19 protein-coding genes and 1 pseudogene are annotated in these 22,938 nt (G+C 71.6%); 9 read left to right on the top strand and 11 right to left on the bottom strand.

The window, feature by feature from the left end; genetic code table 11:
- The first annotated feature begins 268 nt into the window (after positions 1–268).
- Both ADK54_RS18415 and ADK54_RS18410 read left to right on the top strand, forming a co-directional pair.
- Positions 269–1,171, top strand: coding sequence for a nitroreductase/quinone reductase family protein (locus ADK54_RS18415; protein WP_053726735.1), 903 nt, complete (start codon positions 269–271; stop codon positions 1,169–1,171).
- A 133-nt stretch (positions 1,172–1,304) separates the two neighbouring features.
- Complete coding sequence (locus ADK54_RS18410; protein WP_053726734.1) at positions 1,305–2,852, top strand: alpha/beta hydrolase; 1,548 nt, start codon at positions 1,305–1,307, stop codon at positions 2,850–2,852.
- On the opposite strand, the pseudogene ADK54_RS47575 reads toward ADK54_RS18410, so the two are convergent.
- Positions 2,849–2,941: pseudogene (locus ADK54_RS47575) on the bottom strand (phosphodiesterase); the annotation flags it as partial. The gene ADK54_RS18410 and the pseudogene ADK54_RS47575 overlap by 4 nt on opposite strands.
- 169 nt (positions 2,942–3,110) lie before the next feature.
- On the opposite strand from ADK54_RS47575, the gene ADK54_RS18405 reads away from it, so the two are divergent.
- Both ADK54_RS18405 and ADK54_RS18400 read left to right on the top strand, forming a co-directional pair.
- Entirely contained in the window at positions 3,111–4,586 is a 1,476-nt protein-coding gene (locus tag ADK54_RS18405) for an MFS transporter (RefSeq protein ID WP_053726733.1), read from the top strand.
- The gene (locus ADK54_RS18400) at positions 4,583–5,152 is read left to right on the top strand and encodes a TetR/AcrR family transcriptional regulator (protein WP_053726732.1); all 570 of its coding nucleotides are present in this window, start codon (positions 4,583–4,585) and stop codon (positions 5,150–5,152) included. The genes ADK54_RS18405 and ADK54_RS18400 overlap by 4 nt, the downstream gene beginning before the upstream one ends.
- 18 nt (positions 5,153–5,170) lie before the next feature.
- Here the strand turns inward: ADK54_RS18400 and ADK54_RS18395 are convergent, their stop codons facing one another.
- Entirely contained in the window at positions 5,171–5,383 is a 213-nt protein-coding gene (locus ADK54_RS18395; RefSeq protein ID WP_053726731.1) for a ferredoxin, read from the bottom strand.
- A 31-nt stretch (positions 5,384–5,414) separates the two neighbouring features.
- Positions 5,415–6,647, bottom strand: a complete 1,233-nt coding sequence (locus tag ADK54_RS18390; RefSeq protein ID WP_053726880.1) for a cytochrome P450 — start codon at positions 6,645–6,647, stop codon at positions 5,415–5,417.
- 199 nt (positions 6,648–6,846) lie between these two features.
- Here ADK54_RS18390 and ADK54_RS18385 point away from each other — a divergent pair, with 199 nt between their 5' ends.
- A complete protein-coding gene (locus ADK54_RS18385; protein WP_420717329.1) occupies positions 6,847–7,848 on the top strand; it encodes a cytochrome c oxidase assembly protein in 1,002 nt (333 codons plus the stop codon).
- A 4-nt stretch (positions 7,849–7,852) separates the two neighbouring features.
- Here ADK54_RS18385 and ADK54_RS18380 read toward each other — a convergent pair whose 3' ends face one another.
- Positions 7,853–8,257, bottom strand: a complete 405-nt coding sequence (locus tag ADK54_RS18380) for a hypothetical protein (protein WP_053726729.1) — start codon at positions 8,255–8,257, stop codon at positions 7,853–7,855.
- Positions 8,258–8,340: 83 nt separating this feature from the next.
- The gene (locus ADK54_RS18375) at positions 8,341–9,111 is read right to left on the bottom strand and encodes a DUF2127 domain-containing protein (protein WP_053726728.1); all 771 of its coding nucleotides are present in this window, start codon (positions 9,109–9,111) and stop codon (positions 8,341–8,343) included.
- Between the two features lie 135 nt (positions 9,112–9,246).
- Between ADK54_RS18375 and ADK54_RS18370 the strand changes: the two genes are divergently transcribed.
- Together ADK54_RS18370 and ADK54_RS18365 are read left to right on the top strand one after the other, a co-directional pair.
- Positions 9,247–9,894, top strand: a complete 648-nt coding sequence (locus tag ADK54_RS18370) for a DUF1275 family protein (RefSeq protein WP_107090560.1) — start codon at positions 9,247–9,249, stop codon at positions 9,892–9,894.
- Positions 9,895–10,138: 244 nt separating this feature from the next.
- Positions 10,139–11,572, top strand: coding sequence for a PP2C family protein-serine/threonine phosphatase (locus ADK54_RS18365; protein ID WP_053726727.1), 1,434 nt, complete (start codon positions 10,139–10,141; stop codon positions 11,570–11,572).
- 66 nt (positions 11,573–11,638) lie between these two features.
- Here ADK54_RS18365 and ADK54_RS18360 read toward each other — a convergent pair whose 3' ends face one another.
- A complete protein-coding gene (locus ADK54_RS18360) occupies positions 11,639–13,132 on the bottom strand; it encodes a hypothetical protein (protein WP_053726726.1) in 1,494 nt (497 codons plus the stop codon).
- Positions 13,133–13,365: 233 nt separating this feature from the next.
- Here ADK54_RS18360 and ADK54_RS18355 point away from each other — a divergent pair, with 233 nt between their 5' ends.
- Positions 13,366–14,499 (top strand): aminoglycoside phosphotransferase family protein, encoded by a 1,134-nt coding sequence (locus ADK54_RS18355; protein ID WP_078966457.1) that lies wholly within the window; start codon positions 13,366–13,368, stop codon positions 14,497–14,499.
- Positions 14,500–14,571: 72 nt separating this feature from the next.
- On the opposite strand, the gene ADK54_RS18350 is transcribed toward ADK54_RS18355, so the two are convergent.
- The 3 genes from ADK54_RS18350 to ADK54_RS18340 all read right to left on the bottom strand — a co-directional run bounded on the left by ADK54_RS18350 (position 14,572) and on the right by ADK54_RS18340 (position 19,749).
- Positions 14,572–15,900, bottom strand: a complete 1,329-nt coding sequence (locus ADK54_RS18350; protein WP_053726724.1) for an N-acetylmuramoyl-L-alanine amidase — start codon at positions 15,898–15,900, stop codon at positions 14,572–14,574.
- 282 nt (positions 15,901–16,182) lie between these two features.
- Positions 16,183–16,683 (bottom strand): hypothetical protein, encoded by a 501-nt coding sequence (locus ADK54_RS18345; protein WP_053726723.1) that lies wholly within the window; start codon positions 16,681–16,683, stop codon positions 16,183–16,185.
- 177 nt (positions 16,684–16,860) lie between these two features.
- Entirely contained in the window at positions 16,861–19,749 is a 2,889-nt protein-coding gene (locus ADK54_RS18340; protein WP_053726722.1) for an ATP-binding protein, read from the bottom strand.
- Between the two features lie 301 nt (positions 19,750–20,050).
- On the opposite strand from ADK54_RS18340, the gene ADK54_RS18335 reads away from it, so the two are divergent.
- A complete protein-coding gene (locus ADK54_RS18335; RefSeq protein ID WP_053726721.1) occupies positions 20,051–21,112 on the top strand; it encodes an isoafricanol synthase in 1,062 nt (353 codons plus the stop codon).
- Between the two features lie 199 nt (positions 21,113–21,311).
- On the opposite strand, the gene ADK54_RS18330 is transcribed toward ADK54_RS18335, so the two are convergent.
- Positions 21,312–21,548, bottom strand: coding sequence for a DUF397 domain-containing protein (locus ADK54_RS18330; protein ID WP_053726879.1), 237 nt, complete (start codon positions 21,546–21,548; stop codon positions 21,312–21,314).
- A gap of 131 nt (positions 21,549–21,679) precedes the next feature.
- Positions 21,680–22,846, bottom strand: a complete 1,167-nt coding sequence (locus ADK54_RS18325) for a thiolase domain-containing protein (RefSeq protein WP_053726720.1) — start codon at positions 22,844–22,846, stop codon at positions 21,680–21,682.
- Positions 22,847–22,938: the final 92 nt, after the last annotated feature.

Raw genomic sequence — 22,938 nt, 5'->3', positions numbered from 1 at the left:
GCCGGCAGTCGGGCGGACACCCTTTTCGAGGGACCGTGTCATGAGTTCACACTCCGCATCCCCCGCCTGACGACAGCCTCCGCGCACGTCGTCCACCCGTCCCGAGCGGCGCCCCGCACCGCCGTGCGACGACCCGGATACGCCCCGCCTTTCGTGACGGCCGCCGCCCCTTTCGGCGACCGTCCACCGCCGCGCGTGCCGGGGACGGCGTTGCCGCGCCACATCGCGAGCATCCACACACCTTGATTCTTGGGAGATCCCACACCGCATGACCATGTCCTTCAACCAGCGCGTCATCGAGGAGTTCCGGGCCAACGCCGGAAAGGTCGGCGGCCCCTTCGAGGGCGGCGACCTGCTCCTGCTGACCACCACCGGCGCGAAGTCCGGTGAGTCGCACACCGTCCCCCTGGCCTACGTCCGGGACGGCGGCCGCCTGATGGTCGTCGGCTCCAACCTCGGCGCGCCGAGCCACCCCGACTGGTACCACAACCTGCTGGCCCGTCCCGTGGTGCGGGTGGAACTCGGCGCCGAGCAGTTCGAAGCGATCGCCGTACCCGCCGAGGGGGCGCGCCGCGAGCGGCTGTTCGCGCGGATCGTGCGGGTGCTGCCCGGATACGGCGACTACCAGGCCGGGACCGAACGGACCCTGCCGGTCGTGGTTCTGGAGCGGCCGGAGCCCGGACCCGAGGCACCGCGCGAGGTCACCAACCTGGCCGACAAGCTCATGGAGGTGCACACCTGGCTGCGCACCCAGCTGCGGCACGTCGCCACCGAGGCCGACGCGTACTTCACCGCGCGGGCCGCGCACGAGGGCCCGGGCGACGCCCCGGCTCCGGGGCTCGGCCTCCAACTGCGTCAGCACTGCCTGGCGTTCTGCCAGGCGCTGGAGTTCCACCACACCGCCGAGGACCACCACATGTTCCCGGGGCTCGCGCAGTACCACCCCGCGCTGGGCGACGCCCTGGAGCGGCTGCGCGAGGAGCACGAGACGGTGGCCCGCATCCAGGGCGGCCTCGTCGCACTGCTCGACACGCTCAGCACGGCCGACCCCTTCGACTTCCGCACCCAACTAGACGCTATGACAAAGGAGTTGACCGCTCACCTGATCTACGAGGAGGAGAAGCTGCTGCCGGTCCTGAAGGCCGTGCCGTTCCCGCCGACGGGTCCCTGAACCACCTCGGGGGTGGCATTCGTGCCACCCCCGATCCGGGTGGTGACCGGATCGCGGCAGGGGTCCCGGGCGGTGGACGATCTGTTCGACCGATTCACCGCAAGGCGAGCGATCCCAACGGGGAGAGAAACACATGCAGTTGTTCAGGAAGCCGGCCCGTTGGGCCGCGGCCGCCGCGTGCGGGCTGCTCGCCGCGGCGGCCCTGCCGGCCGGTGCGGCGAGCGCCGCCGCGAAGAGCACCACCCCGCCCGTGCCCGACCGCTACCGCCTCCAGCGGCTCGACTGGCAGCCGTGCGTGTCCGGCACGCTGGAGTGCGCCACGATGGCCGTGCCCCGCGACTGGTACCACCCCGACGCCGGGCCGAGCCTCAGCATCCAGGTGTCCCGGCACCGGGCGACCGACCCGGCCAAGCGGCAGGGCGTGCTCATGATGGCGGCGGGCGGGCCCGGCTCCTCGGGCTACCAGCGCCCGGCCAACCTGACCGAGCACAGCCCGAAGCTTTCGGCGGCGTACGACGTCGTCAGCTTCGACCAGCGCGGGGTCGGGGCGAGCACCAACGTGGTCTGCTCGGACCAGGACAAGGTCGACGGCTTCTTCAACAGCGGGGACCTGCGGGACCGTTCACCGCAGGCGCTGCGCGCCACGTTCGACAGGGCTCGTGACTTCGTCGCGGACTGCGAGCGCAATTCGGGTGACCTGCTGTCGTACATCACCACCGACCAGGCGGTGCACGACATGGATCTGTACCGGTCGCTGCTCGGCGCGGACAAGGTGTCCTACTACGGGCCGTCCTACGCCACCGTCCTCGGGGCGTACTACGCGACCGAGTTCCCGCGCCGGGTCGAGCGGGTCGTCCTGGACAGCAACGTCGACTTCGCCGGCAGTTGGGAGTCGTTCTTGACGGGGCAGCCGATGAGCTTCCAGCGCCGGTTCGAGCAGGACTTCCTGCCGTGGCTGGCGAAGAACGACGCCACCTACCACCAGGGCCGCACCCCCGCCGAGGCCAAGGCGTCCTACGAGCGGCTGCGGGCCTCGCTGCACGACCACCCGCTCGACCTCGACGGCACCGTGATCACACCCAACCACCTCGACGCCGCCGCCACGAACGCGATGTACAACGCGGGCGACAGGTTCCGGGACTTCGCCTCACTGATGGGCCTGCTCGAACACCCCGACAGCGCTCCGGCGGACGCGAAGAAGAAGGTCGCCGAGCAGCTCCAACACCTCATGGGTGCCAACTACTTCGCCGACTTCTTCGCGGTCACCTGCGGCGACACGTCGTGGACGCGCGACAGCGGCTACTGGGTGGCCAAGAGCGCCGAGGCAACGCGCGTCAACCCCCTTGCCGGGGCAAGGGAGTTGACGTTCGCCGCCGTCTGCGCGAACTGGCCGCGGTCGAAGGCGCCGCACATCAAGGTGACCGGGAAGGGGCTGCCGCCGGTCCTGATGCTCAACTCGACGCACGACCCGGCGGCTTACTACGAGGGCGCGCTGCGCGCCCATCGCGCACTTGCGGGCTCACGCCTGATCACCGTGGACGACGGCGATCACGGCCAGTTCCAGACCGGCAACGCGTGCGCGGACGGCTACGTCGAGAACTACCTCCTCGACGGCACGCTGCCCGCGAAGGACACGACGTGCGCGGGCACGCCGTTGCCGCAGCCCGCGGTGCGGGGCTAGATCACCACGCGGTAGTGCGTGGTCAGCCGTCGGCCCTCGCCCAGGACGTGGAAGGCGAGGCCCGGCGGCTGGTCGCGGTCGGCCGGGCCGTCCTGCGGGAACCGGGCCCGCGCCGCCCGGCACTACCGCAGGCACCGGAGCGCGAAGGACTGACCCCGAGGAGAGACCGCCCCGGTGGGCAACAGGGGGTGCACAAGCGTTTACCCTGGGGGTGAACGGACGTACACCCCTGCCCTCATTCCAGTCATACGGAGAGTCATGCCCCCAGCGATACCCGCGGCCACCGACCCGCCGCGCCCCCGCTTCTTCGTCGGGGTCCTCGCGTTCTGCGGCGTGGTCGTGGCTGTCATGCAGACGCTGGTGGTGCCGCTGCTTCCGCATGTGCCCGCGCTGACCGGCAGCACCCCGGCCGCGGCGAGCTGGCTGGTCACGGTCACGCTGCTCACCGGGGCGGTCTTCACGCCGGTGCTCGGCCGGGCCGGTGACATGTACGGCAAGCGAAAGCTGCTGCTCGTCTCGCTCGGGGTGCTCACGGCGGGCTCGGTGATGTGCGCGGTGAGCTCGCACATCGGGATCCTGATCGCGGGCCGCGCCCTGCAAGGGGCGGCGCTCGCGGTGATTCCGCTGGGCATCAGCATCATGCGGGACGAACTGCCGCCCGCGAAGGTGCTCTCGTCGGTGGCCCTGATGAGTTCGACGCTGGGCATCGGCGCGGCCGTGGGACTGCCCGTCGCGGCGCTGGTCGTCGAGCACTTCGACTGGCACACCATGTTCTGGGCGTCGGCCGCGCTCGGGGTGCTCGACATCGCCCTGGTCCTGTGGTGCGTGCCCGAGTCGCCGCTGCGCTCGCGCGGCCGGTTCGACGCCGTGGGCGCGCTCGGGCTCTCGGCGGCGCTGGTCGCGGTGCTGCTGGCCATCACCCAGGGTGCCGACTGGGGCTGGACCTCGCCGCGCACTCTCGCCCTGCTCGGCGCGGCCGTGGTGATCTGGCCGCTGTGGGGCGCGTACGAACTGCGCACCCGCTCGCCGCTGGTGGACCTGCGGGTCTCGGCGCGGCCCGCGGTGCTGCTCACCAATGTGGCGGCCCTCCTGATCGGCTTTGCCTTCTACGCCAACTCGCTGGTCACGGCGCAGATGGTGCAGGAGCCGAAGGCCACCGGGTACGGGCTCGGCGCGTCCATCGTGGTCAGCGGGCTCTGCCTGCTGCCGGGCGGGCTCGCGATGGTGGCGCTGTCCCCGGTGTCGGCCAAGATCTCGGCGAAGTACGGCCCGAAGGCCGCGCTCGCGCTGGCGGCCGCCGTCATGGCGGTGGGCTACGGGGTGCGGTTCTTCACCAGCCACAGCCTGCCGCTGATCATCGCCGGGGCCACGGTGGTGTCCTGCGGCACCGCGATCGCCTATTCGGCGCTGCCGGCCCTGGTGATGCGCGCGGTCCCGGTGAGCGAGACGGGCGCCGCGAACGGGCTCAACACCCTGATGCGTTCGGTCGGCCAGGCCTGCTGCAGCGCGGTGGTGGCCGCGGTCCTGGCGAACGTCACCTTCCAGGCCGGCGGGCACACCGCACCGACGCTCCACGCCTATCTCCTGGTGTTCCTGATCGCCTCGGGCGCGGCCCTCGCCGCACTGGTCGCAACCCTGTTCCTGCCGGGCCGCACCGCCCCCGCCACCGGTACCGTCGGGGCGGACCGCGCCGAGGCCGCGACGGGACGTACGACGGCCGAGGAGAGCGCATGACGGGGCAGCCTGCCACCGGCGGCGACACGGAGACGGGCCGGGACGCGATCCTGCGGGCGGCCCGCCGGGCGTTCACGCTGCGCCCGTACGCCGAGGTCACGATGCGTTCGATCGCCGCCGACGCGGGGGTCAGCGCCTCGCTCATCGTCAAGCGGTTCGGCAGCAAGGAGCGGCTCTTCCACACGGTCGCGGACTTCGAGCCCGCCGCCGACGCGCTGTTCGCGGCGCCCCTTGAGGGGCTCGGGCGGCACCTGGTCCTCACGATGGTGCGGATGCGGCGCGAGGATCAGGGGGATCCGCTTTTGCGGGCAGTGTTCTCGCTGGGGAACGTGGATGAACGGACACTGCTGCGGGAGCGGTTCCGCGAGCAGGTCACGTCCCGGCTGGCCGGTCAACTGCGCGGCGGGGACAGCGAGTTGAGGGCCGAGTTGATCGCCGGTCTGCTGCTGGGCCTGGGCGCGACCCTCAGCCTGCACCGGCCGGGCGCCGGGGAACGCGCCACGCCCGAGCAGCTGGCGGATCTGTACGCGCCGGCTGTGCAGCGGATGATCACCGGCTCGGAGTGACCGAAACCGGACGTTTCGCTAGTCGTTAAGGGTGTTTCGCTGGTCGTGGAGGGTGATGGCCTGCACCGGGCAGGCCCGGGCGGCTTCGCGGACCAGGGGGTCGCCGCCGCCGTCCTCGCGGCCGGGCAGCAGCGCGCTGAACCCGTCGTCGTCCTGGGTGAAGACGCTCGGGGCGGTCAACGCGCACTGCCCCGCGCCGATGCAGACGTCCTTGTCGATGCTGATCCGCATGTGCGGCTCCTTTCCGTCGGCCCCTGCCGCGCTACCAGGCGACGGGGAGTTCGACCATTCCCTGGATGGTGTCACCCGGCTTGAACGGGATCTCGTCGGCGGGCACCGCCAGGCGGAGGCCGGGCAGCCGGTCGAAGAGGGAGCGGAGCGCGATCTCCATCTCCGCCCGCGCCAGGTTCTGGCCCAGACACTGGTGGATGCCGAAGCCGAAGGCGACGTGGTGGCGGCTGGTGCGGTGCCAGTCCAGCTGGTCGGGGGCCTCGTAGCTGGCGTTGTCCCGGTTGATGATCGACGTCGAGAAGACGACGCCCTCGTCGGCCCGGATGGTCTGGCCGCCGATCTCGATGTCGTCCAGGGCCACCCGCAGCATCCCGTCGGCGATCGACAGATAGCGCAGGAGTTCCTCGACCGCGGCCGGCACGAGCGCCGCCTCGGAGCGCAGCTCGGCCAGCTGTTCCGGGTGCTGGAGGAGCGTGAACGTGCCCAGCGAGATCATGTTGGCGGTGGTCTCGTGGCCCGCGACCAGCAGGATGGTGGCGAAATCCACCAGTTCCTGGCGGTCCAGCGTCCCCTCGTTCAGGCGCTGCTCGATGAGTTCGTCGAGCAGCCCGTCGCCGCGTTCCTTCTGTTTGCGGTCGATCAGGCGGACGAAGTAGTCCTCCAACGCGTCGCGGGCCGCCTCTACGTCGGCGGTCTCCGGCCCCCGAAGGAGCTTGCGGGACTGGCCCTCGAAGAACTCGTGGTCCTCGTAGGGGACGCCGAGCAGCGCGCAGATCACCATGGACGGCACGGGCAGCGCGAAGGCGCTGACCAGGTCGGCGGGCGACCCCTGCTCGATCATCCGGTCGAGCAGCTCGTCGACGGTCCGCTGGATCTGCGGCCGCAGTGAGGCGGTGCGCTTGAGGGTGAAGCTCGGGATGAGCATCCGGCGCTGGGTCGCGTGCTCGGGGTCGTCGACGCCGAGCAGCGCGGTGCGCCGCCTGGTGATCGCGGCGAAGCGGGCCGTCGGCGACGGGAAGGCCAGGTTCTCCCGGTTGGAGGAGAGCCGCGGGTCGGCGAGCAGGGCGCGCGCCTCGGCGAGCCCGGTGACCATCCACACGGTGCGGCCGTCGTAGAACCGGACGCGGGCGAGCGGTCGCTCGTCGCGCAACGGCTGATATGCGGTGGGCGGCTGGTAGGGGCAGCTGCGGTCCTGCGGGAAGGCGACGCTGCCGGTGTCGGTGGCGGTGTGGTCCGTGTTGACGCTGGTGTTGCTGCCTGTCATGTAGACCTCGCAAGCGAAGGGTTCCGTCTTGCCGATCTCCACTACATGCCTCGGGCACCTATGACGTCTACACGTTCTTCGGCCGAATCCATACCTTCGGCCGAGCGCCCGCGGGGGCCGGTGCGAGAGCCCCGGAGCGGCGGGTCTAGCGTGTTGGCGGCCCGTCGTACGTCACGGGCCGGTGAGGAGATCGAGCCGGATGTCCGGTATGACGCTGAGCGAGGCGGCGGGCGGCCTGCCCGAGCTGACGACGGGGCGACTGCTGTCGGTGTGGCAGCCGGACGCGGCGGCGCTGCTGCTGATCGTCGTCCTGGGCGGCCTGTACGGCTGGGGCGTGCTGCGGCTGCGCCGCCGGGGCGAGCGCTGGCCGCTGCCGCGCATCGCGGCCTTCGTGTTCCTGGGGCTCGGCAGCCTGGCCGTCGCCACGATGTCGGCGCTCGCGGTGTACGACACCGAGCTGTTCTGGCCGGCCGCCGTGCAGAACGTCCTGCTCGACCTGATCGCGCCGCTGGGCCTCGCGCTCGGCGACCCGCTGCGGCTCGGGGTGCTCGCGCTGCCCGAGCGGGGGGCCGGCCGGCTGAAGGGTGCGATGAGCGGGCGCCTGGTCCGCTTCCTCACCTTCCCGCTGGTCAGCACCGGCCTGGTGCTCGCCTCCGAGCTGTGCATCTACTTCACGCCGTACTTCGAGACCGCGCTGCGCCACGGCCCGCTGCACGAGCTGATGTACCTCCAGCTGCTGCTCGCCGGGAGTCTGTTCGTGCTGCCGGTGCTCACCCGCGAGGAGGCCCTGCCCGCCTGGTGCAGCCACCCGGTGCGGGCCGCGCTCGTCTTCGTCGACGGCCTGATCGACGCCGTGCCCGGCATCGTGGTGATGACCCACAGCACCTTGATCGCGGGCTCCTGGTACCTCCACCACGCACCCGCCTGGGCGCCCGACGTCCACCGTGACCAGCAGCTCGGCGGCGGCGCGATGATCACCATCGCGGAGCTGGTGTCGCTGCCGTTCCTGCTCGCGATCCTGGTGCAGTGGTCGCGTGCCGACCGAGCCCAGCGCGTCGTGCTCGACCGCCGCCTGGACGTGGAACTGGCTCCGGCCGCCCCGATCGCGGGACGGCCGGAGGACACCGAGCTCGTACGGCCCTGGTGGGAGACCGACGGCGGAACGGTCGGGCAGCGGATGCGTCAGCGGCCCGGCGACTGAGTGCTCAGTGCCGGTCGCGGCGCCTGCGCAGCCGGCTCACGATGAACCAGATCACGAACACGACGAACGCGATGAAGAGGATCACCAGGATCAGCAGGAAGATCCCGAGCTTCTTGAAGAAGCTGCTCTTCTTTTTCTTGGACTTGGACTTCTTCGACGCGAGGACGCTGGACTTGCCCGCGACGGTGTGCCGGCCGGCCTGCGCCGCCGCCTGGACCGGCTGCGCCAAGTCCCGTACGGAGGTGGCCTGTTGGGCGGTCGAGGCCACCACCGTGGTACGGGGTGCGGCCTCGGCCGCGACCGGTCCCGCCACCAGGGCGGTGCCGAGCAGCAGGGCGAGCAGCACGGCGGCGCGGCGCAGCGGACCCCGGCCGGTCCGCGAAGTGGGCGTGGAGTGCGGTTCGTTCATGGTTGTCATCCCCCAGGGACGCTCGGTGCGGCGGACCTGCCGCACGCTGTCTGTATCTGTACCCGACAAGAGATCGGTACGCCTCAGCGGTGCGCCGCGACGCCCGCCGTCGTCTCCACCTCGATGAACGAGGCGCTGTGGCGTTCCGCCTCGAACGCGGCGAACCCGCCGCGCAGGCCGAACAGGCGCTTGGCGAGCAGGATGTAGAGGACCGCGAGGATGTTGATCGTCAGGGTGGCGATCTTCACCCAGCTGATCTTCTCGGTGAGCTCGTAGATCTCCAGGGGCAGGAACATCGCCGTGGCGACGACGGTGAGGTACTCGGCCCAGCGCTTGGCCCGCCACAGGCCGACGCCCTCGACGATCTCGATCAGCGCGTACACGAGCAGCGCCACCGCGACGATCACCAGCGTGGAGTGCTTGTAGTCGAAGGTCTTCTGGATGGTGCCGACGACCGGCGAGTGGTCGAGGTCGTAGTGGAAGTGGCGGAAGACCGGCCGGAACACGTCGAGGTACTCGTCGAAGAACTGGCGCACCGAGTCCTGGCTGTTGCTGAACTTCCACACCGCGAGCGCCACCAGGACGATGAACACGCCGCGCACGGCCCGCTCGACGGCCAGGAAGCGCAGGATGAACAGATCGCGCAGGACCTTTCCGCGCGGTACCAGCGGCGCCTCGTCGGCCGGCCCGGAGCCGTGCGGCGCGCCCAGGGCGAAGTCTCCGCAGCGCAGACAGCGCCAGGCCTCGCCGAGACCGGTGTCGGCCCGCAACCGGTCGCGCAGCACGTCCTCCTGCGGCGCGTACGTCACGTGGCCGCGGCGCGCACAGGTGCGCCGGTCCCAGTCGATCTTCATGCTCTTCCTCCCGTGAGGCCCGCGACGCGCGCGGACCGGTGTACTCACAGGGACCGTAGTGGACTCTTGTCGTGGACTTGCCACGGGGTCGGGTCCCTGCCGCCTCCGTTCTGCTAAGGAGACGAGAATGCGCTGATGAGTTCCGCGATCACGACAACTTCTGCCGCCCGGTCCGACGAAAAGTTCCTCCTTGTCCTTTCCGCGGCTTCCGGGGCCACCGACGCGTTCGCCTTCCTCTGTCTGGGGAAAGTGTTCGCGGGGGTCATGACCGGCAACCTCGTCCTGGTCGGCGCATCGGTGGGCGCCGGGGACCGCGAGGCGGTGCCCCGCGCCCTGACCGCGCTGCTCGGGTACGCCCTCGGCGCGGCCGGAGCCGCCCTCGGCGCCCACCGCCTCGCGCCCCGGCTGCTGCTCGCGGCCCAGACCGTACTGCTCGCGCTCACGGCGGCCGGCTGGGCGCTGGGGCTCGGGCGCTCGCTCGGCTCGCAGTTGGTGCTGCTGCTCGCGGCGGCCCTCGCGATGGGGGTGCAGGCGCGGGCGTGGGGCACTCCGACCACGTACTTCACGGGTACGTTCACGGGCCTCGCGGGGCGGCTCGCGAAGCGGGAGGTGCGGGAGGCGGACCACTGGGTGGCGGGACGCCTGGTGGCCGTCGTGGCGGGGGCGGCCGGCACGTCCCTGGTCGACTGGTGGTCGCCCGCCGCGGCGGGCGCGGTGGGGGCCGTGCTCTGCGCGGCCGCGCTCACCCTCCGGCCGCGCCAATCGGCCTCCGCGCAGGCCTAGTCCGCGGCTCGGCAGCGGCGCCGGCCGGCCGCCGCGCGAGAAGGCCCGCCGATCGGACCAGCCGCATATGCCCGGCGGTAACCCCCGCTCACGACAGGCGAAACCGCTCGCCTTTGGCATATGCCAAAAGCACCACCGTATCGAGTGTTGCCAAATCCCTTACGGGGCATCGCTCCCTGTGCAACAGTCGTTACCGGTCCACTTCATCAGACCAGGCACTACCGCGGCCGCATCGGAGAACGTCATGCCGTCCCATCTGTTCGCGGACCGTCCCGCTCCACAACCGCCCGAGCGGGGCACGGTCGACGCACTGATCACGCAGACCCGTCGGCTGCGCGGGGGCGTGGACGCGGTGCGCCGCGACGCGTTCGTGGACGACGACGACGCGCAGGGCCGCTGGCAGCGCGCCCTGTGCGACCTGGCGGTCCATCAACTCGACGACCTGGGCTCGCACTTGGACCAGTTGCGCGAGGGGCTGAGCGCCGAGGAGGAGGACGCGGCCGCACTCGCCGTCGAGAGCGCGTTCAGCGACGACCCGGGCGCCGACACCCTGCTCAGCCGGGTCGGCAGCGCCGAATGGAACCTGCTGACCGACGCGGTGAGCTGGTCCGAGGAGCTCTTCCAGATCTTCGGGCGGTCGCCCGAGAGCGGCGGCCTGTCGCTCGACGAACTGCCCACCATGGTGTTCGCCGACGACCAGGCCCTGCTGACCTCGATGGTGACCGGCGCCCTGGTGGACGGCCGGCCGATCGACGGGGAGTTCCGGATCGTACGGACCGACGGCAGCGTCCGCACGCTCCACATGATGGGCGAACCGGTGCTCGACGCCGACGGCTGCACCGCTTCGATGTGGGCCGTCCTGCGCGACGTGAGCGAGCTGCGGCGCAGTCAGCGAGCCGTGCGGGAGAGCCGCGACTGTCTGCAGCGCCAACGCCACATCGCCCAGACCGAGCACCGGCTCGCGGTCGAGCTGCAGGAAGCCGTACTGCCACCGTGGCGCGGCTCCCTGCGACTCCCGCAGGGCGGCCCCGGCGCGCTCGACATCGCCGCGCACTATCTGCCGTCCTCCTCCAGCGCCCTCATCGGAGGCGACTGGTACGACGCGCTCGAACTCCCCGACGGGGCCTCGTTACTGACCGTCGGCGACCTCACGGGGCACGGTGTGACGGCGACCGGCGCCATGGCGATGCTGCTCGGCGCACTGCGCGGAATGGCCGTCGCGGGCATCGGCCCGGGCCCTTTGATGGGCCACCTCAACCAGCTTCTGGAGACGACCGTGCAGCCCGCCCTGGGCAGCGCGGTCTGCTGTCGCTACGAACCCGCCGGGCGCAGGCTCACCTGGTCCCAGGCGGGCCACCCCGCCCCGCTGCTGTTCCGCGACGGGACGGGGCGGGCGCTCGGCGCACCGGAGGGGGTGCTGCTCGGCGCCACCCACGGGGCGTCCTACGGCCAGGCCGAGGTCACGCTCCAGGCGGGCGACCTGCTCGTCCTCGGCACCGACGGGCTGACCCGGCGGGGCGCGTCCGAGGCGTCGGAACAGCGCCGACTGCTCGAACTCGCCCCGCTCTTCGACGGCGGCCGCACAGCCCAGGACTGCGTGCGGATGATCGTCGAGGAGTTCGGCGAGCACGAGCGCGAGGACGACGCCTGTGTGCTGGTGGCCCGCATCGGGCCCTGACGCACAGGCGGAGGAACGGCCCGAGGGGGGCCCGGGGGTTGTACGCGTCGGGCGTACAACCCCCTTCTAGATGTCCGCGATCCGGCTCCGCTTCGCCGGCGCCTGGGGCAGCGCCAGCTCGATCTCCTCCCGCAGATCCTGGATCTTGGCGTAGCTCGCGTACTGGCCGGTGAGCCGGTACATCTCGCGGAGCCGGTCCCAGGTGCGGTGCGAGGAGGTCTCCCCCATCGACACCAGCGCCAGGCGGGCGTAGCGGTCCGCCTGTTCCGGGTCGTCGGCGATGAAGCAGGCCGAGGCCAGCGAGATGTAGTCGAAGATCTTCGAGCGCTGCCGTCCGCCCACCCGCAGCTCAAGCGCCTGCTTGGCGTGGCGCTGCGCGATGGTGGCCGCCGCCGGATCGTGCTCGGCGAGCGTACGGAAGGCCAGGGCTTCCATGCCGTGCAGATCCGCCTCGTCGAACATCTGCATCCAACTGGGCGGCGGCACATCGCCCTTGTCGGAGACGAAGAGCTCCTCCGCCTCGCCGAGGGTGCGGCGCATCGCCTGGCCGCGCCCCATGGACGCCTGCGCCCACGCCTCGATGGTGTGCAGCATCGCCTTGGTGCGCGGCAGGGTCTCCTCGCCCGAACCGGACTTGGCGAGCTTCATGAGGTCGAGGGCTTCGCCGGGACGGCCCAGGTGGACCATCTGGCGGGCGGCCCGCGAGAGGGCTTCGCCGGCGCGCGGGCGGTCGCCGCCCTCGCGGGCCGCGTGCGCGGCGATGACGAAGTACTTCTGCGCGGTGGGTTCGAGGCCGATGTCGTGGGACATCCAGCCCGCGAGGACAGCCAGGTTGGCGGCGACGCCCCACAGGCGCCGCTGGAGGTGGTCGGGGTGGCGGTAGGCGAGCATGCCGCCCACCTCGTTGAGCTGGCCCACCACCGCTTTGCGCTGGAGCCCGCCGCCGCGCGAGGCGTCCCAGGCACGGAACACTTCGACCGAACGCTCCAGGGCGTCGATCTCCTGCGATCCGATGGGGGCGGCCTCGTAGCGGTCGAACCCGGCGGGATCGGCGTGCAGGGGGTCGTGGAGGCGGGGGGCGTCGGCCGAGAGTACGGGGTCGGTGTGCAGCCAGTCGTGCATGGCGCTGCTGAGTACGGAGCCGGTGGCGAGCGCGGCGCCCGCGCCCACCAGACCGCGTCGGTTGAGCATGAGGTCCATTCCCGTGAATTCGGTGAGGACCGCTGCCGTCCGTTCGGGCGCCCACGGAAGGCCGTCCGGATTCTTCGTGTTCCTGACGTTGTTCCGCTTTCCAGCGCGCCCGTGCCGGTCGAACCCGAGGTCCTCGATGGTCACGACACGGCCGAGTCGCTCGGTGAACAGCGCCGCCAGCACCCTGGGCACCGGATCGCGCGGGGTCTCCCCCATGTCGATCCAACGCCGCACCCGCGAGGTGTCGGTCGCCAGTTGGGGGTGGCCCATGGCCGCCGCCTGCCGGTTCACCATTCTCGCGAGTTCGCCCTTGGACCAGCCGGCGAGGCCGAACAGGTCGTTCAGGCGGGTGTTGGGTTGTCCGCTCACGTCAAGCCCCCAGGTTCTCGGCTGAGTTGACAGTAATCCCCCTGTCAGATGCGGCGCGAGTATTCGCCACGGTTCGCCAGGGCACGCCAGATGGTGTGCCACCCGCGGCCGGGTGTCAGGTAAGAGAGCGCCACCCCGACCCGGGGGCCGGACCCCATTCCCCAGGGTGCGGCTCGGCCACCGGGACGGGTAGCGCACGCAACTTGTCGGCACACGAAGGGATCTGTCACCCCATGTACACAGCATCGTCCTCCGTGTCCGCGCCGCCCCGGCCGCACCGTCCTCTGGGGGCGGGTGGCGGACCGTACCTCGATCCCACCCACGCCGGGTCGGCCTACGGTGCGGCCCGGATGCCGCGCCGGCCCGGGGCGGGCACGCAGCCGCTCAGCGGGAGAATCGACTTGTCCGGCCCGCAGGGCGCGCAGCTGCGCATCGCGATCTCCTCCGTGCAGCGCATCTGTCCGGAGTTCAATCCGGTGCAGGTGCTCCGGCACAGCGGACGCTCGGTGCTGATCGTCGGCACGACAGGACGCACGACGGCCGTCGCCAAGTGTTTACTGGACCACTCCCCCGCCTGGGCCGAGCGGTTCAGGCACGAAATAGCTACGTATCGCGCCTTCGTCCGGCACCGCCCACCGGTGCGGGTGCCGCGGCTGATCGCCGCCGACCCCGACAACTGCACCCTGGTGATCGAGCGGATGCCGGGCCGGGCGGCGGCCCTGCAACGGCACCCGGTCGAGGCTCCGCCGCGTGCCGATGTCAGGGCCGCCCTCGGGGCGATCGGGCGCATCAACGCCTGGCGGCCGCCCGCCGAGATGTTCGGCAGGCCGCTGGACTACGCGCCGAGGATCGCCCGCTACCACGAGCTCGGCCTGTTCACCGACCGGGATCTGAGTGACCTTCAGAAACTGGTGCACGGTCTGGCCCTGTCCGGCCGGGTCGACTGGCAGTTCTCACACGGTGACGCGCTGCTCTCCAACATCCTGCTTTCACCGGCCGGTCCGGTCCTGGTCGACTGGGAGCACGCGGGCTGGTACCTGCCCGGGTACGACCTGGCGACGCTGTGGGCGGTCCTCGGCGACGCCCCGATGGAGCGGCGGCGGATCAGCCAGGCCGCTCAGGCGGCGGGCCCCGCCTCGCGGGACGCCTTCCTGGTGAACCTGATGCTCGTGCTGACCCGCGAGATCAGGACGTACGAGACGGCGGTGCAGCGCACGATGCGGGACGCCGCACCGGCGAGCCCGGCGCAGAACCCCCCGCCGGGTGTGCTGTCCGCCGGGGAGCAGCAGCGGCTGCTGCTGCGCAGGCTGCACGACGACTGCGCGCTGGCGCGGCGAGCCGTGCGGGCGGCGGTCGGGACGCGCTGACCGCCGGGCAGAGGGGGAAGCGTGCTGCGCGTCCAGTGCCGACACACTGGGCGCGCAGCGCGCTGTCGTGCGTCAGCGCACCCGGACGACGTCCACGTCCGAGGCCTTCACGAAGGCGATCCGGTGGCCGATCTGCACCGTCACGAAGCGGGTGCTGCCGGGGAAGTACGTGTGGTCGTAGGGGTACGACGAGTCGATGGTGGGGGCGTAGTAGTAGCCCGCGGGCGTCGGCTCGCCGCCGGGGTAGGACTGGCCGGCCTTGATGGTGTAGCCGAGCGGGGCGCTCACGCGGGGCGCCGTGAAGTCCGCCGGGTAGTCGCGGGCCACCGGGTAGGCGGTTCCGTAGACCGGCACATCGGTCAGGCCCGGCTTGGGGCGTACGACGTAGCCGGCGGTCGGGGTGGTGGTGCGGGTGTGCTCGGGGCTCTGGAACCAGGCCTTCTGGCCGTACCACCAGATCGCGGTCCAGCCGGGTTTGCGGCCGGCGACCACGGCCTGCTGGGTGGCGCTGATCTTGCTGCCCCAGTCGCCCGCGCAGTTGGTGCCGGGCTGGCCGGGCGGGTGGAGCCCAGGGTCGGCGAACAGCGGGGCGGTGGTGGAGGGTTCGGTGTGCAGCGGGACCGCGCTGGAGGGCTGCACGGGCAGGTCGATGTTCTTCTCGCAGTCCCGGACGGCCTGGAGGTTCTGCTTGAACTGCGGGTTGATCGTGACCAGTTGGCCGCCCGGGCGGCCGGTGGGCTCGGCGGGTCTCCCGAGCAGGGTCATGAAGTGGTTCCAGTCCCAGTACGGGCCCGGGTCCCAGTGCATGGCGGCGGTGCCGGACTGGGTGGTGGGCGGCACGTTGTCGTGGCCGAGGATGTGCTGGCGGTCGAGCGGGATGTCGTACTTGGCGGCGAGGTAGCGCACCAGGGCCGCCGTCGAGCGGTACATCTCGGGGGTGAACCAGGTGGCGCCCTCGGTGGCGTAGCCCTCCTGCTCGATGCCGATGGACTCGGAGTTCATGTACCAGTTGCCGGCCTGCCAGGCGACGTCCTTGGTCTTCACCATCTGGGTGACGTGGCCGTCACTGGAGCGCACGACATAGTGGGCGGAGGCGGCCCGCGTTGGATCCTGGAAGATCTTCAGGGTGGTGGCGAAGGTTTCCTCGGTGTCGTGCAGGACGATGTACTTGATCTTGTTGGTGTGAGGGCGGTCCGAGAGGTCGTAGCTGCCGTACGCCTCCTTGTTGGCCGGGTCGCCGGTCTGCTGGTAGGCCGCCGGAACCCAGTCACACTTCAGGACGCGGGGGCATTCGGTGCCGCCCGCGGCCGCGCTCGCCGGTGAGGCGGGGGCCAGGGCGAGGCCCAGGGCGCCGGCCGTCGCGGTCGCGAGCGCGAGTCTGATCCTCTGCTTGGACGTCATGGACAACCCTTCTTGCCGGGAGGTGCATGGGCTCTCTCGCCGTGCGGCGCGTGGGTACGCGCGGGACACTGTGTGACCCGGGATGACGGCTCGTCAAGTACCCCTCGGGCGCGCTGACTTGTATCAGTGGCCCAGACCTCTGGCAGGGCGTCTGACCTGCTGGTGGCGGGACCGGTCAACGGGCCGTGGGGCGGGGCCGGTTCACGGTCGGGGACGACGTGCAGCAGCCCGGCACCTTGGACGGAAGGTGCCGGGCTGTGCGGCGAAACGCCGGTGTGTGGCTCAGTTCTGCTGGAAGAGCTCCGCGGGCAGCGGCTTCAGGAGGGCGTACAGGTCGTCGGTGATCGGCCGGTCCCAGCTGGCGATCGTGACGAGGACATTGTCGCTGCGGTCGAACTGCACGCAGGAGATACGGCTTTCGGAGAGCTTGAGGCGGCGCACGATGAGGAGGTTGTCGCCCTGCATCACCGGCATGTCCTCGGTGCTGACGACCTCGATCGGCTCGTCGTTCTCCAGCGCCACGAGCAGCTGGGCGACCTCGAAGGGGACCTGTCCCTCGGCCATCTCGCGGGCCGGGGAGCCCTCCGGCAGATTGCCGATGATCATCGCGGGGCCGCGCCCGCCGAACAGGTCGTAGCGCAGGAAGACACCCTGGCAGCTGCCGTCGGGGGCGGGCAGCAGGCCGGCGCCCAGGTTGCCGGGCCAGTCTCCCGGGTCCATGGCCAGGACATCGAAGTCCGGGCCCGCGGGAGTGGCGGCGCTGCGGCGGCGGAGGAAGGACATGCCGTCAATGGTACGTGCCCGGGGCGGTCGGGCGGAGCCGGGCCCGGGGGCCTGGGCGGGTCGGCGGGCCCGCGCGGGCAGGGCGTCCGCACCGGCCGCCGTACGGCGCGGCCCCGGCTCCCCTGCCAGCTGGTGGCTCGGGGCCGGGGCCGTCCGGTGGGGTTCGGACCCGGGTTCTCAGGCGCCGGGCACTCCTCGGACGCCGGAGCCCCGGGTCTGGTGGGGCAGCAGCCCGGCCAGGCCGCTGCGGTCGGTGCCGAGCTTGCGGAAGGCGCCGGACAGCAGGAGCTCCACGGTGCGCTCCTTGATGCTCAGCTCCTCCGCGATCCGCTTGTTCTCCCAGCCCTGCGCGGCCCGCTCGGCCACCGCCTTCTCCTGGGAGGTGAGCGAGTCGGAGTCGACGGCGCGCAGCTGGAGCGGGCGAAGGCCGGAGGCCGCGAGCTCCTCGCGGGCCCGTGCCGCCAGGGCGTCGGCACCGCAGAGCGCGGCGCTCTCCAGTCCGCGCATGAGCAGGTCGGCGGCGTCCTGGGGCAGCCCGGCGCGACTGAGCATCGCGCCGTGGTCGACCAGGGCCTGGGCGAGCTCGTAGGCGGCCGGGGACCGTTCGAGCTGGCGGACGGCTTCGGCCATCAGGGCCAGGCTGTCGGCGCCGGAGGCCACCTTGGCCGCCGCGTGCAGGGCTCGGCCGATGGCGCCCGGGGTGCCGAAGCGGCGGGCGATGTCCACCGCCTCCTGCGCGATGTCGGCGGCCTCGCCGGGATCGGTGTGGGCGATCGTCTGGGCCAGGAGCGGCCGCCACGGGCACCACATGGGGTTGCGCATGCCGCGCGGTTCGAGCCTGCGGCCGACCGCCCGCAGCCGTGCCTCGGCGTCGGTGCGCAGGCCCCGGGCGATCAGGAGCTCGCTGTAGACGGTCTCGGAGTCGGGGTAGACGACGGCGCCCGGGACGACCTGGCCGTAGTTGTAGGTGTCGGAGAGTTCCTGGGCCTCCTGGATGCGGCCGCGGGCGAGCAGGATCTCGATGAGGATGCCGAGCGCGAACCACTGGGCGGGGATCTGCTGGCCGACCCGGTCGGCGATCCGCAGTCCGCTGTGCACCAGGTCCTCGGCCTCGGCGAGCCGGCCGCGGTGGAACTTGATGTAGCCGAGCAGCGTCAGGCCGAAGGACAGGTGGGCGCCGCGCCAGCCCTTGCGTTCACAGTCGGCGATGCCCTGGTTGAACAGCTCGTCGGCGCGGCCGGGCTGGTCGCAATACATGAAGACGAGCGCGACCATGACCGGGACCTCGAAGCCCCAGTTGTCGTCGGTCCAGGGCAGCCCGCCCTCCAGCGCCTCCTCGGCGTAGCGCAGGGCGGTCTCGGCGGGTTCGCCGCGCACCATGGCGTCCCAGGCGCGCAGGCCCAGGATGTACCGCTCGGCCTTGCCGCGGCCGTTGAGGTGATCGGCGAGCCGGGCGAGGCTGCGCGAGCGGGCCGGGGAGTCCTCCTCGTCGGCGCGGAACGCGTTCCACTGGAACGTCTCGGCCTGCATGCGCAGCCGGGTGCGGGCGTTGGTGGCGTGCTTGGCCTCGGCGGCGACGATGGCCGCGGCCTCGCCCATGCGGTCGGTGTGAGCCAGTGCCTGGGCAAGGCGGTAGGTGACGGCTTCGCGCAGTTCCGGGGCGAGTTCGCTCTCTTCGAGGGCCGCCTTGAGGTGGTTGACGGTGGTGGCGGGCTCGCTCAGCAGTGCCGAGCAGCCCAGCTCGAAGAGCACCTCCGCGCGTTCCTCCAGGGCGGGCGGTTCGCGCAGCGCGCGGGCCAGGCAGCGCCTCGCCGCGTCGGGTGCGCCCGCCCGCAGGTAGTCGCGGGCGGCGGCGCGCAGCTGGCGCACCGCCCACCGGTCGTTCTCGGGGTGCATCTCCAGGATGTGCCGGGCCGCGGACGTCGGTCCGAGTCCGGCCTCGGTGACGGCGAAGGCGGCCTGGCCGTGCATCGCGACGCGCAGGGCGGCCGGGATGGCGCGGTAGACGGCGGTCCCGACGAGCGGGTGGAAGAAGTCGAGCCGTCCGGGGCCGTCCCCCTGCGGGGCCAGGATGCGGGCCTCGCGCAGCCGGTTGACCGCGTCGGCCATTTCCTCGGCGCCGAGTCCCGCGACGCCCGCGGCCATTTCGCGGTCGGCGTCGGTGCCGAGCACGGCGACGGCCCAGGTGAGCCGGAACGCGGACGGGCCGAGCCGTTCGAGACGCTCGATGAGGCCGCTGCCGCGCACGGCGGAGGCCAGCTCGCGCAGTTCGGTGGCGTTCACGTACTGCGGTTTGATGCCGCGGTCGCGGATCCTCGCGATGAGTTCGACGGCTTCGTAGGGGTTGCCCGCGGTCAGTGCCCAGCATTCGCGCGCGAACAGTTCGTCGCCGCCCTCGCCGAGCACGTCACGCACCAGGTCACTGACGGCGGCCGGGGTGAACGGCGCGAGGTCGAGCGGACGCGAGCCGTGCCGCGTGGCGAGCCTGCGGAACTCGGTGGCGTGGCGCGGCAGTTCCTCGGGCCGGTAGGCGACGACGATCAGCAGCGGCAGGTCCGAGGCGCGCAGCGCGAACGAGCTCAGCCAGGCCAGCGTCTCCTCGTCGGCCCAGTGCGCGTCGTCCACGACGAGCACCACGGGTGCGTACTGGACGGCGAAGCGGGTGACGAGCCAGTCGAGGCCGTCCCGGACGCCCTGTGGGTCGGGTGCGACCCCGCTCTGGCCCGCGACCAGGCCGACCGCGGGCGCGACGATGTCGTACCAACTCCCCAGTATTTTGCGGTGTTCGGCCTCGCTCGATGCCGCGAGCACCGGCTGCACGAGCTGGCGTACGACGTGGAAGGCCACGCCTTCTTCCTGCTCGCTGCCGCGCGCGGCCAGCAAGGTGCAGCCGCGGGCCGCGGCCTTGCGGCGCACTTCGGCCACCAGTGTCGTCTTGCCCAGGCCTGCCGCTCCGGCGATGGCGAGCAGGCCGCCGTTGGGCGCGCTCCCTTCGCCCGCGCGGCCGCACAGGTCGTTCAACATGCCGTCGAACAGCAGCAGTTCTTCGTCGCGCTCAAAGAGCATCCGGCGCGGAACTCCGCCCCGGCCCCTCGTCTCCGCCACAGCGGTCCCCTTCTGGCAGTAGCACCGAGCCTACGCCCCCGGACACGTACCGTGACATGAATAACCGACTTCCGTCTCCTCCTTGACCCTTTACGTTGGCTGAATCCGTGGACGGTCGGGGTCGGAGTGTCAATGAGGGGCGCCAAGGGGCGCTGCGCACGCCCCCTGTGCGCTGTCGGGCTCCGGCGCAACACGACTTCTCCCGGGCCGCGGCCCCGTTGATGATTGAAAGACGTACGGAGCACTAAGGAGGCGGTGCCACATGGGCAGCACTGGCAGAGTCCGGTCGGCCCGGACGCGGACCGGTTCCGTCGACATTCCGTTTCCGCCTCGCCGTCATCCCCGGCACGACCTTGCCCGGAAGCACACGCTGGACTGGCTCCATCAGTTCGGCATGCTGGCGGGCGAGCAGGCGACGGCCGAGTACGACTCGATGGGCCTGGAACGCCTGATGGCGTACTTCTATCCGGACGCCTCGGACGCGCATCTCGCACTGGCGACGGACCTCAACGCGTGGTTCTTCGTCTTCGACGACCAGTTCGACGGCCCGCTCGGCAAACGGCCCGACGTCGTGCTCCGCCAGATCGACACGGTGCTTCGCACCATGGGTGACCAGCCGCCGGTGCCGGGCGAGGCGACGAACCGGCTCGCCGAAAGCTTCCGTGATCTGTGGCAACGGGTCACCGCGGGCGCCCCGTTGCTGTGGCAGGACCGCTTCCGCGCGCACTGGCGGGAGTATCTGACGGCCTATCACTGGGAGGCGCTCAACCGGACCCGCAACGGCACTCTGTCGCTGCCCGGGTTCCTGCGCGGCCGACGGGACTCCATAGGCGTGCAGCCCTGCCTGGACCTCGTGGAGCGCTGCGGCGGCTACACGCTGCCCAGGGAATTGCACGAGGGGGAGCCGCTGGCCGAGATGCGGGAGATCACGGCCGATGTGGTGATCTTCGTCAACGACATGGTGTCCGTGGACAAGGAGTTGGCCGCGGGCGACGTCAACAACAGCGTCATCATCCTGCTCCGACAGGAGATGTGCACCCTCGACCAGGCCGTGCGGCGGGTGGCCGCCACGGCCAACTCCCGCATCGCCCGCTTCCAGGAGCTGACCGCCGAGCTCGGCGTCCGGCTCGACAAGACCTCGCTGCCCGAGCGGGCGAGGGCTCAGGTGGACGACTACGTCGACGGGATGCGGGCCCTGATGAGCGGCAATCTGGCTTGGTCCCTGGAGACCGCCCGGTACGGCGAGGCGGGCATCGCCGCCGTCAGCGAGGGCCGCCAGCGGCCCTGGGCCCAGCTGTTCCCGGAGCAGGCCGCCGAGGGCTGAGAGGAGCGACTGCTCAACTGGCGTGAGCGGAAAGGTCGTTGAGGACTCCAGCGGCCTCTTCGGCCCGCTCGTCCCTGCGGGACTGACCGGCCCCTTGCGGCCCCAGCAGCGCGGTGCGCGCGTCCGGAGCCGCCGCCCCGGGGGCGACGGTCGGCCGCGCGCACTGCTCCGCTCCAGGATCTCCGGGCGAGGAGAGCCGCTACGTGAGGTCGAACTCCCCGTCCCGGGCGTTGATCACGAAGGCCCGCCATTCGGCGGGGCTGAAGATCAGCGACGGGCTGCCCGGGCTGCCGCTGTTGCGCATCGCGATGAAGCCCTCGACGAAGGCGATCTGGACGTCCCCCGCGCCCTGACTGCTCGACTGCCACTCGGCCTTGCTGAGATCGAGCTCCGGCTTGTCCCAGCCGGAACGGGTGTGCCCCGCAAGAGCCTGCAAGGTGTGCTGGGTGGTGGTGTCCACGTCCGTGCTCCTCCCCGGTTCTGTCGTCCGGGGCCAGACTAGCGATCGCCCGCTGTGACGGACAGGCCACGGAAGGAGTACCGCGGCCCGTCCGTCGCGTACGGCTCTCAGCGGGTGGGCGGTTCGGCGCCGACCAGCCACATCGAGAAGAACTGAGAGCCGCCGCCGTAGGCGTGGCCGAGCGCCTTGCGGGCCCCGTCCACCTGGTGTTCGCCCGCCAGGCCGCGCACCTGGAGGGCCGCCTCCGCGAAGCGGATCATGCCGGATGCGCCGATGGGGTTGGTGGACAGGACGCCGCCCGACGGGTTCACGGGCAGGTCGCCGTCGAGTTCGGTGACGCCGGCCTCGGTGAGCTTCCAGCCCTCGCCCTCGGCGGCGAAGCCCAGGTTCTCCAGCCACATCGGCTCGTACCAGGAGAACGGCACGTACATCTCGACGGCGTCGATCTCGCGGCGCGGGTCGGCGATGCCGGCCTGCCGGTACACGTCGGCCGCGCAGTCCTTGCCCGCCTGGGGCGACACGAAGTCCTTGCCCGCGAACAGGGTCGGCTCGCTGCGCATGGCGCCGCCGTGCACCCAGGCCGCCGGCCGGGGCGAACGGGCCGCGCCCGCCCGGTCGGTGAGGATCATCGCGCAGGCCCCGTCGGAGGACGGGCAGGTTTCGGAATAGCGGATCGGGTCCCACAGCATCGGCGAGGCCTGGACCTTCTCCAGGGTGATGTCGCGCTCGTGGAGGTGCGCGTACGGGTTCTTCAGCGCGTTGCGCCGGTCCTTGTACGCGACGAGGGAACCCACCGTGTCCGGGGCGCCGGTGCGCCGCATGTAGGCCCGTACGTGCGGCGCGAAGAAGCCGCCGGCCCCGGCGAGCAGCGGCTGCGTGAACGGCACGGGCAGCGAAAGGCCCCACATGGCGTTGGACTCGGACTGCTTCTCGAAGGCCAGGGTCAGCACGGTCCTGTGCACGCGGGCGGCGACCAGGTTGGAGGCCACGAGCGCGGTCGATCCGCCGACCGAGCCCGCCGTGTGCACCCGCAGCATGGGCTTGCCGACCGCGCCGAGCGCGTCGGCCAGGTACAGCTCCGGCATCATCACGCCCTCGAAGAAGTCGGGCGCCTTGCCGATGACCACGGCGTCGATGTCGGACCAGGTCAACTCGGCGTCGTCCAGGGCCCGCCCGGCGGCCTCGCGGACGAGTCCGGCGATCGAGACGTCGTGCCGGGCGGCCACGTGCTTGGTCTGGCCGACGCCGACGACGGCCACGGGTTCCTTGCTCACTAGAGGACCATCCCTTCTGCAGCCCTGGTGGATAGGGTTGTGACCTCTCGGTCCCGGTGGGGTACGGCCAGCCATGCGAGCCGCTCGACGGC

The sequence above is a fragment of the Streptomyces sp. WM6378 genome, from assembly GCF_001279695.1.
Taxonomy (GTDB): domain Bacteria; phylum Actinomycetota; class Actinomycetes; order Streptomycetales; family Streptomycetaceae; genus Streptomyces.
This window is presented reverse-complemented; position numbering and strand designations above follow the sequence as displayed.

What these genes read in the sequence shown, in the direction of transcription:
- ADK54_RS18415 (WP_053726735.1), top strand. Translation starts at nt 269, where the DNA reads ATGACCATGTCCTTCAACCAGCGCGTCATCGAGGAGTTCCGGGCCAAC.
- ADK54_RS18410 (WP_053726734.1), top strand. Translation starts at nt 1,305, where the DNA reads ATGCAGTTGTTCAGGAAGCCGGCCCGTTGGGCCGCGGCCGCCGCGTGC.
- ADK54_RS18405 (WP_053726733.1), top strand. Translation starts at nt 3,111, where the DNA reads ATGCCCCCAGCGATACCCGCGGCCACCGACCCGCCGCGCCCCCGCTTC.
- ADK54_RS18400 (WP_053726732.1), top strand. Translation starts at nt 4,583, where the DNA reads ATGACGGGGCAGCCTGCCACCGGCGGCGACACGGAGACGGGCCGGGAC.
- ADK54_RS18395 (WP_053726731.1), bottom strand. Translation starts at nt 5,383, where the DNA reads ATGCGGATCAGCATCGACAAGGACGTCTGCATCGGCGCGGGGCAGTGC.
- ADK54_RS18390 (WP_053726880.1), bottom strand. Translation starts at nt 6,647, where the DNA reads ATGACAGGCAGCAACACCAGCGTCAACACGGACCACACCGCCACCGAC.
- ADK54_RS18385 (WP_420717329.1), top strand. Translation starts at nt 6,847, where the DNA reads ATGTCCGGTATGACGCTGAGCGAGGCGGCGGGCGGCCTGCCCGAGCTG.
- ADK54_RS18380 (WP_053726729.1), bottom strand. Translation starts at nt 8,257, where the DNA reads ATGAACGAACCGCACTCCACGCCCACTTCGCGGACCGGCCGGGGTCCG.
- ADK54_RS18375 (WP_053726728.1), bottom strand. Translation starts at nt 9,111, where the DNA reads ATGAAGATCGACTGGGACCGGCGCACCTGTGCGCGCCGCGGCCACGTG.
- ADK54_RS18370 (WP_107090560.1), top strand. Translation starts at nt 9,247, where the DNA reads ATGAGTTCCGCGATCACGACAACTTCTGCCGCCCGGTCCGACGAAAAG.
- ADK54_RS18365 (WP_053726727.1), top strand. Translation starts at nt 10,139, where the DNA reads ATGCCGTCCCATCTGTTCGCGGACCGTCCCGCTCCACAACCGCCCGAG.
- ADK54_RS18355 (WP_078966457.1), top strand. Translation starts at nt 13,366, where the DNA reads ATGTACACAGCATCGTCCTCCGTGTCCGCGCCGCCCCGGCCGCACCGT.
- ADK54_RS18350 (WP_053726724.1), bottom strand. Translation starts at nt 15,900, where the DNA reads ATGACGTCCAAGCAGAGGATCAGACTCGCGCTCGCGACCGCGACGGCC.
- ADK54_RS18345 (WP_053726723.1), bottom strand. Translation starts at nt 16,683, where the DNA reads ATGTCCTTCCTCCGCCGCCGCAGCGCCGCCACTCCCGCGGGCCCGGAC.
- ADK54_RS18340 (WP_053726722.1), bottom strand. Translation starts at nt 19,749, where the DNA reads ATGCTCTTTGAGCGCGACGAAGAACTGCTGCTGTTCGACGGCATGTTG.
- ADK54_RS18335 (WP_053726721.1), top strand. Translation starts at nt 20,051, where the DNA reads ATGGGCAGCACTGGCAGAGTCCGGTCGGCCCGGACGCGGACCGGTTCC.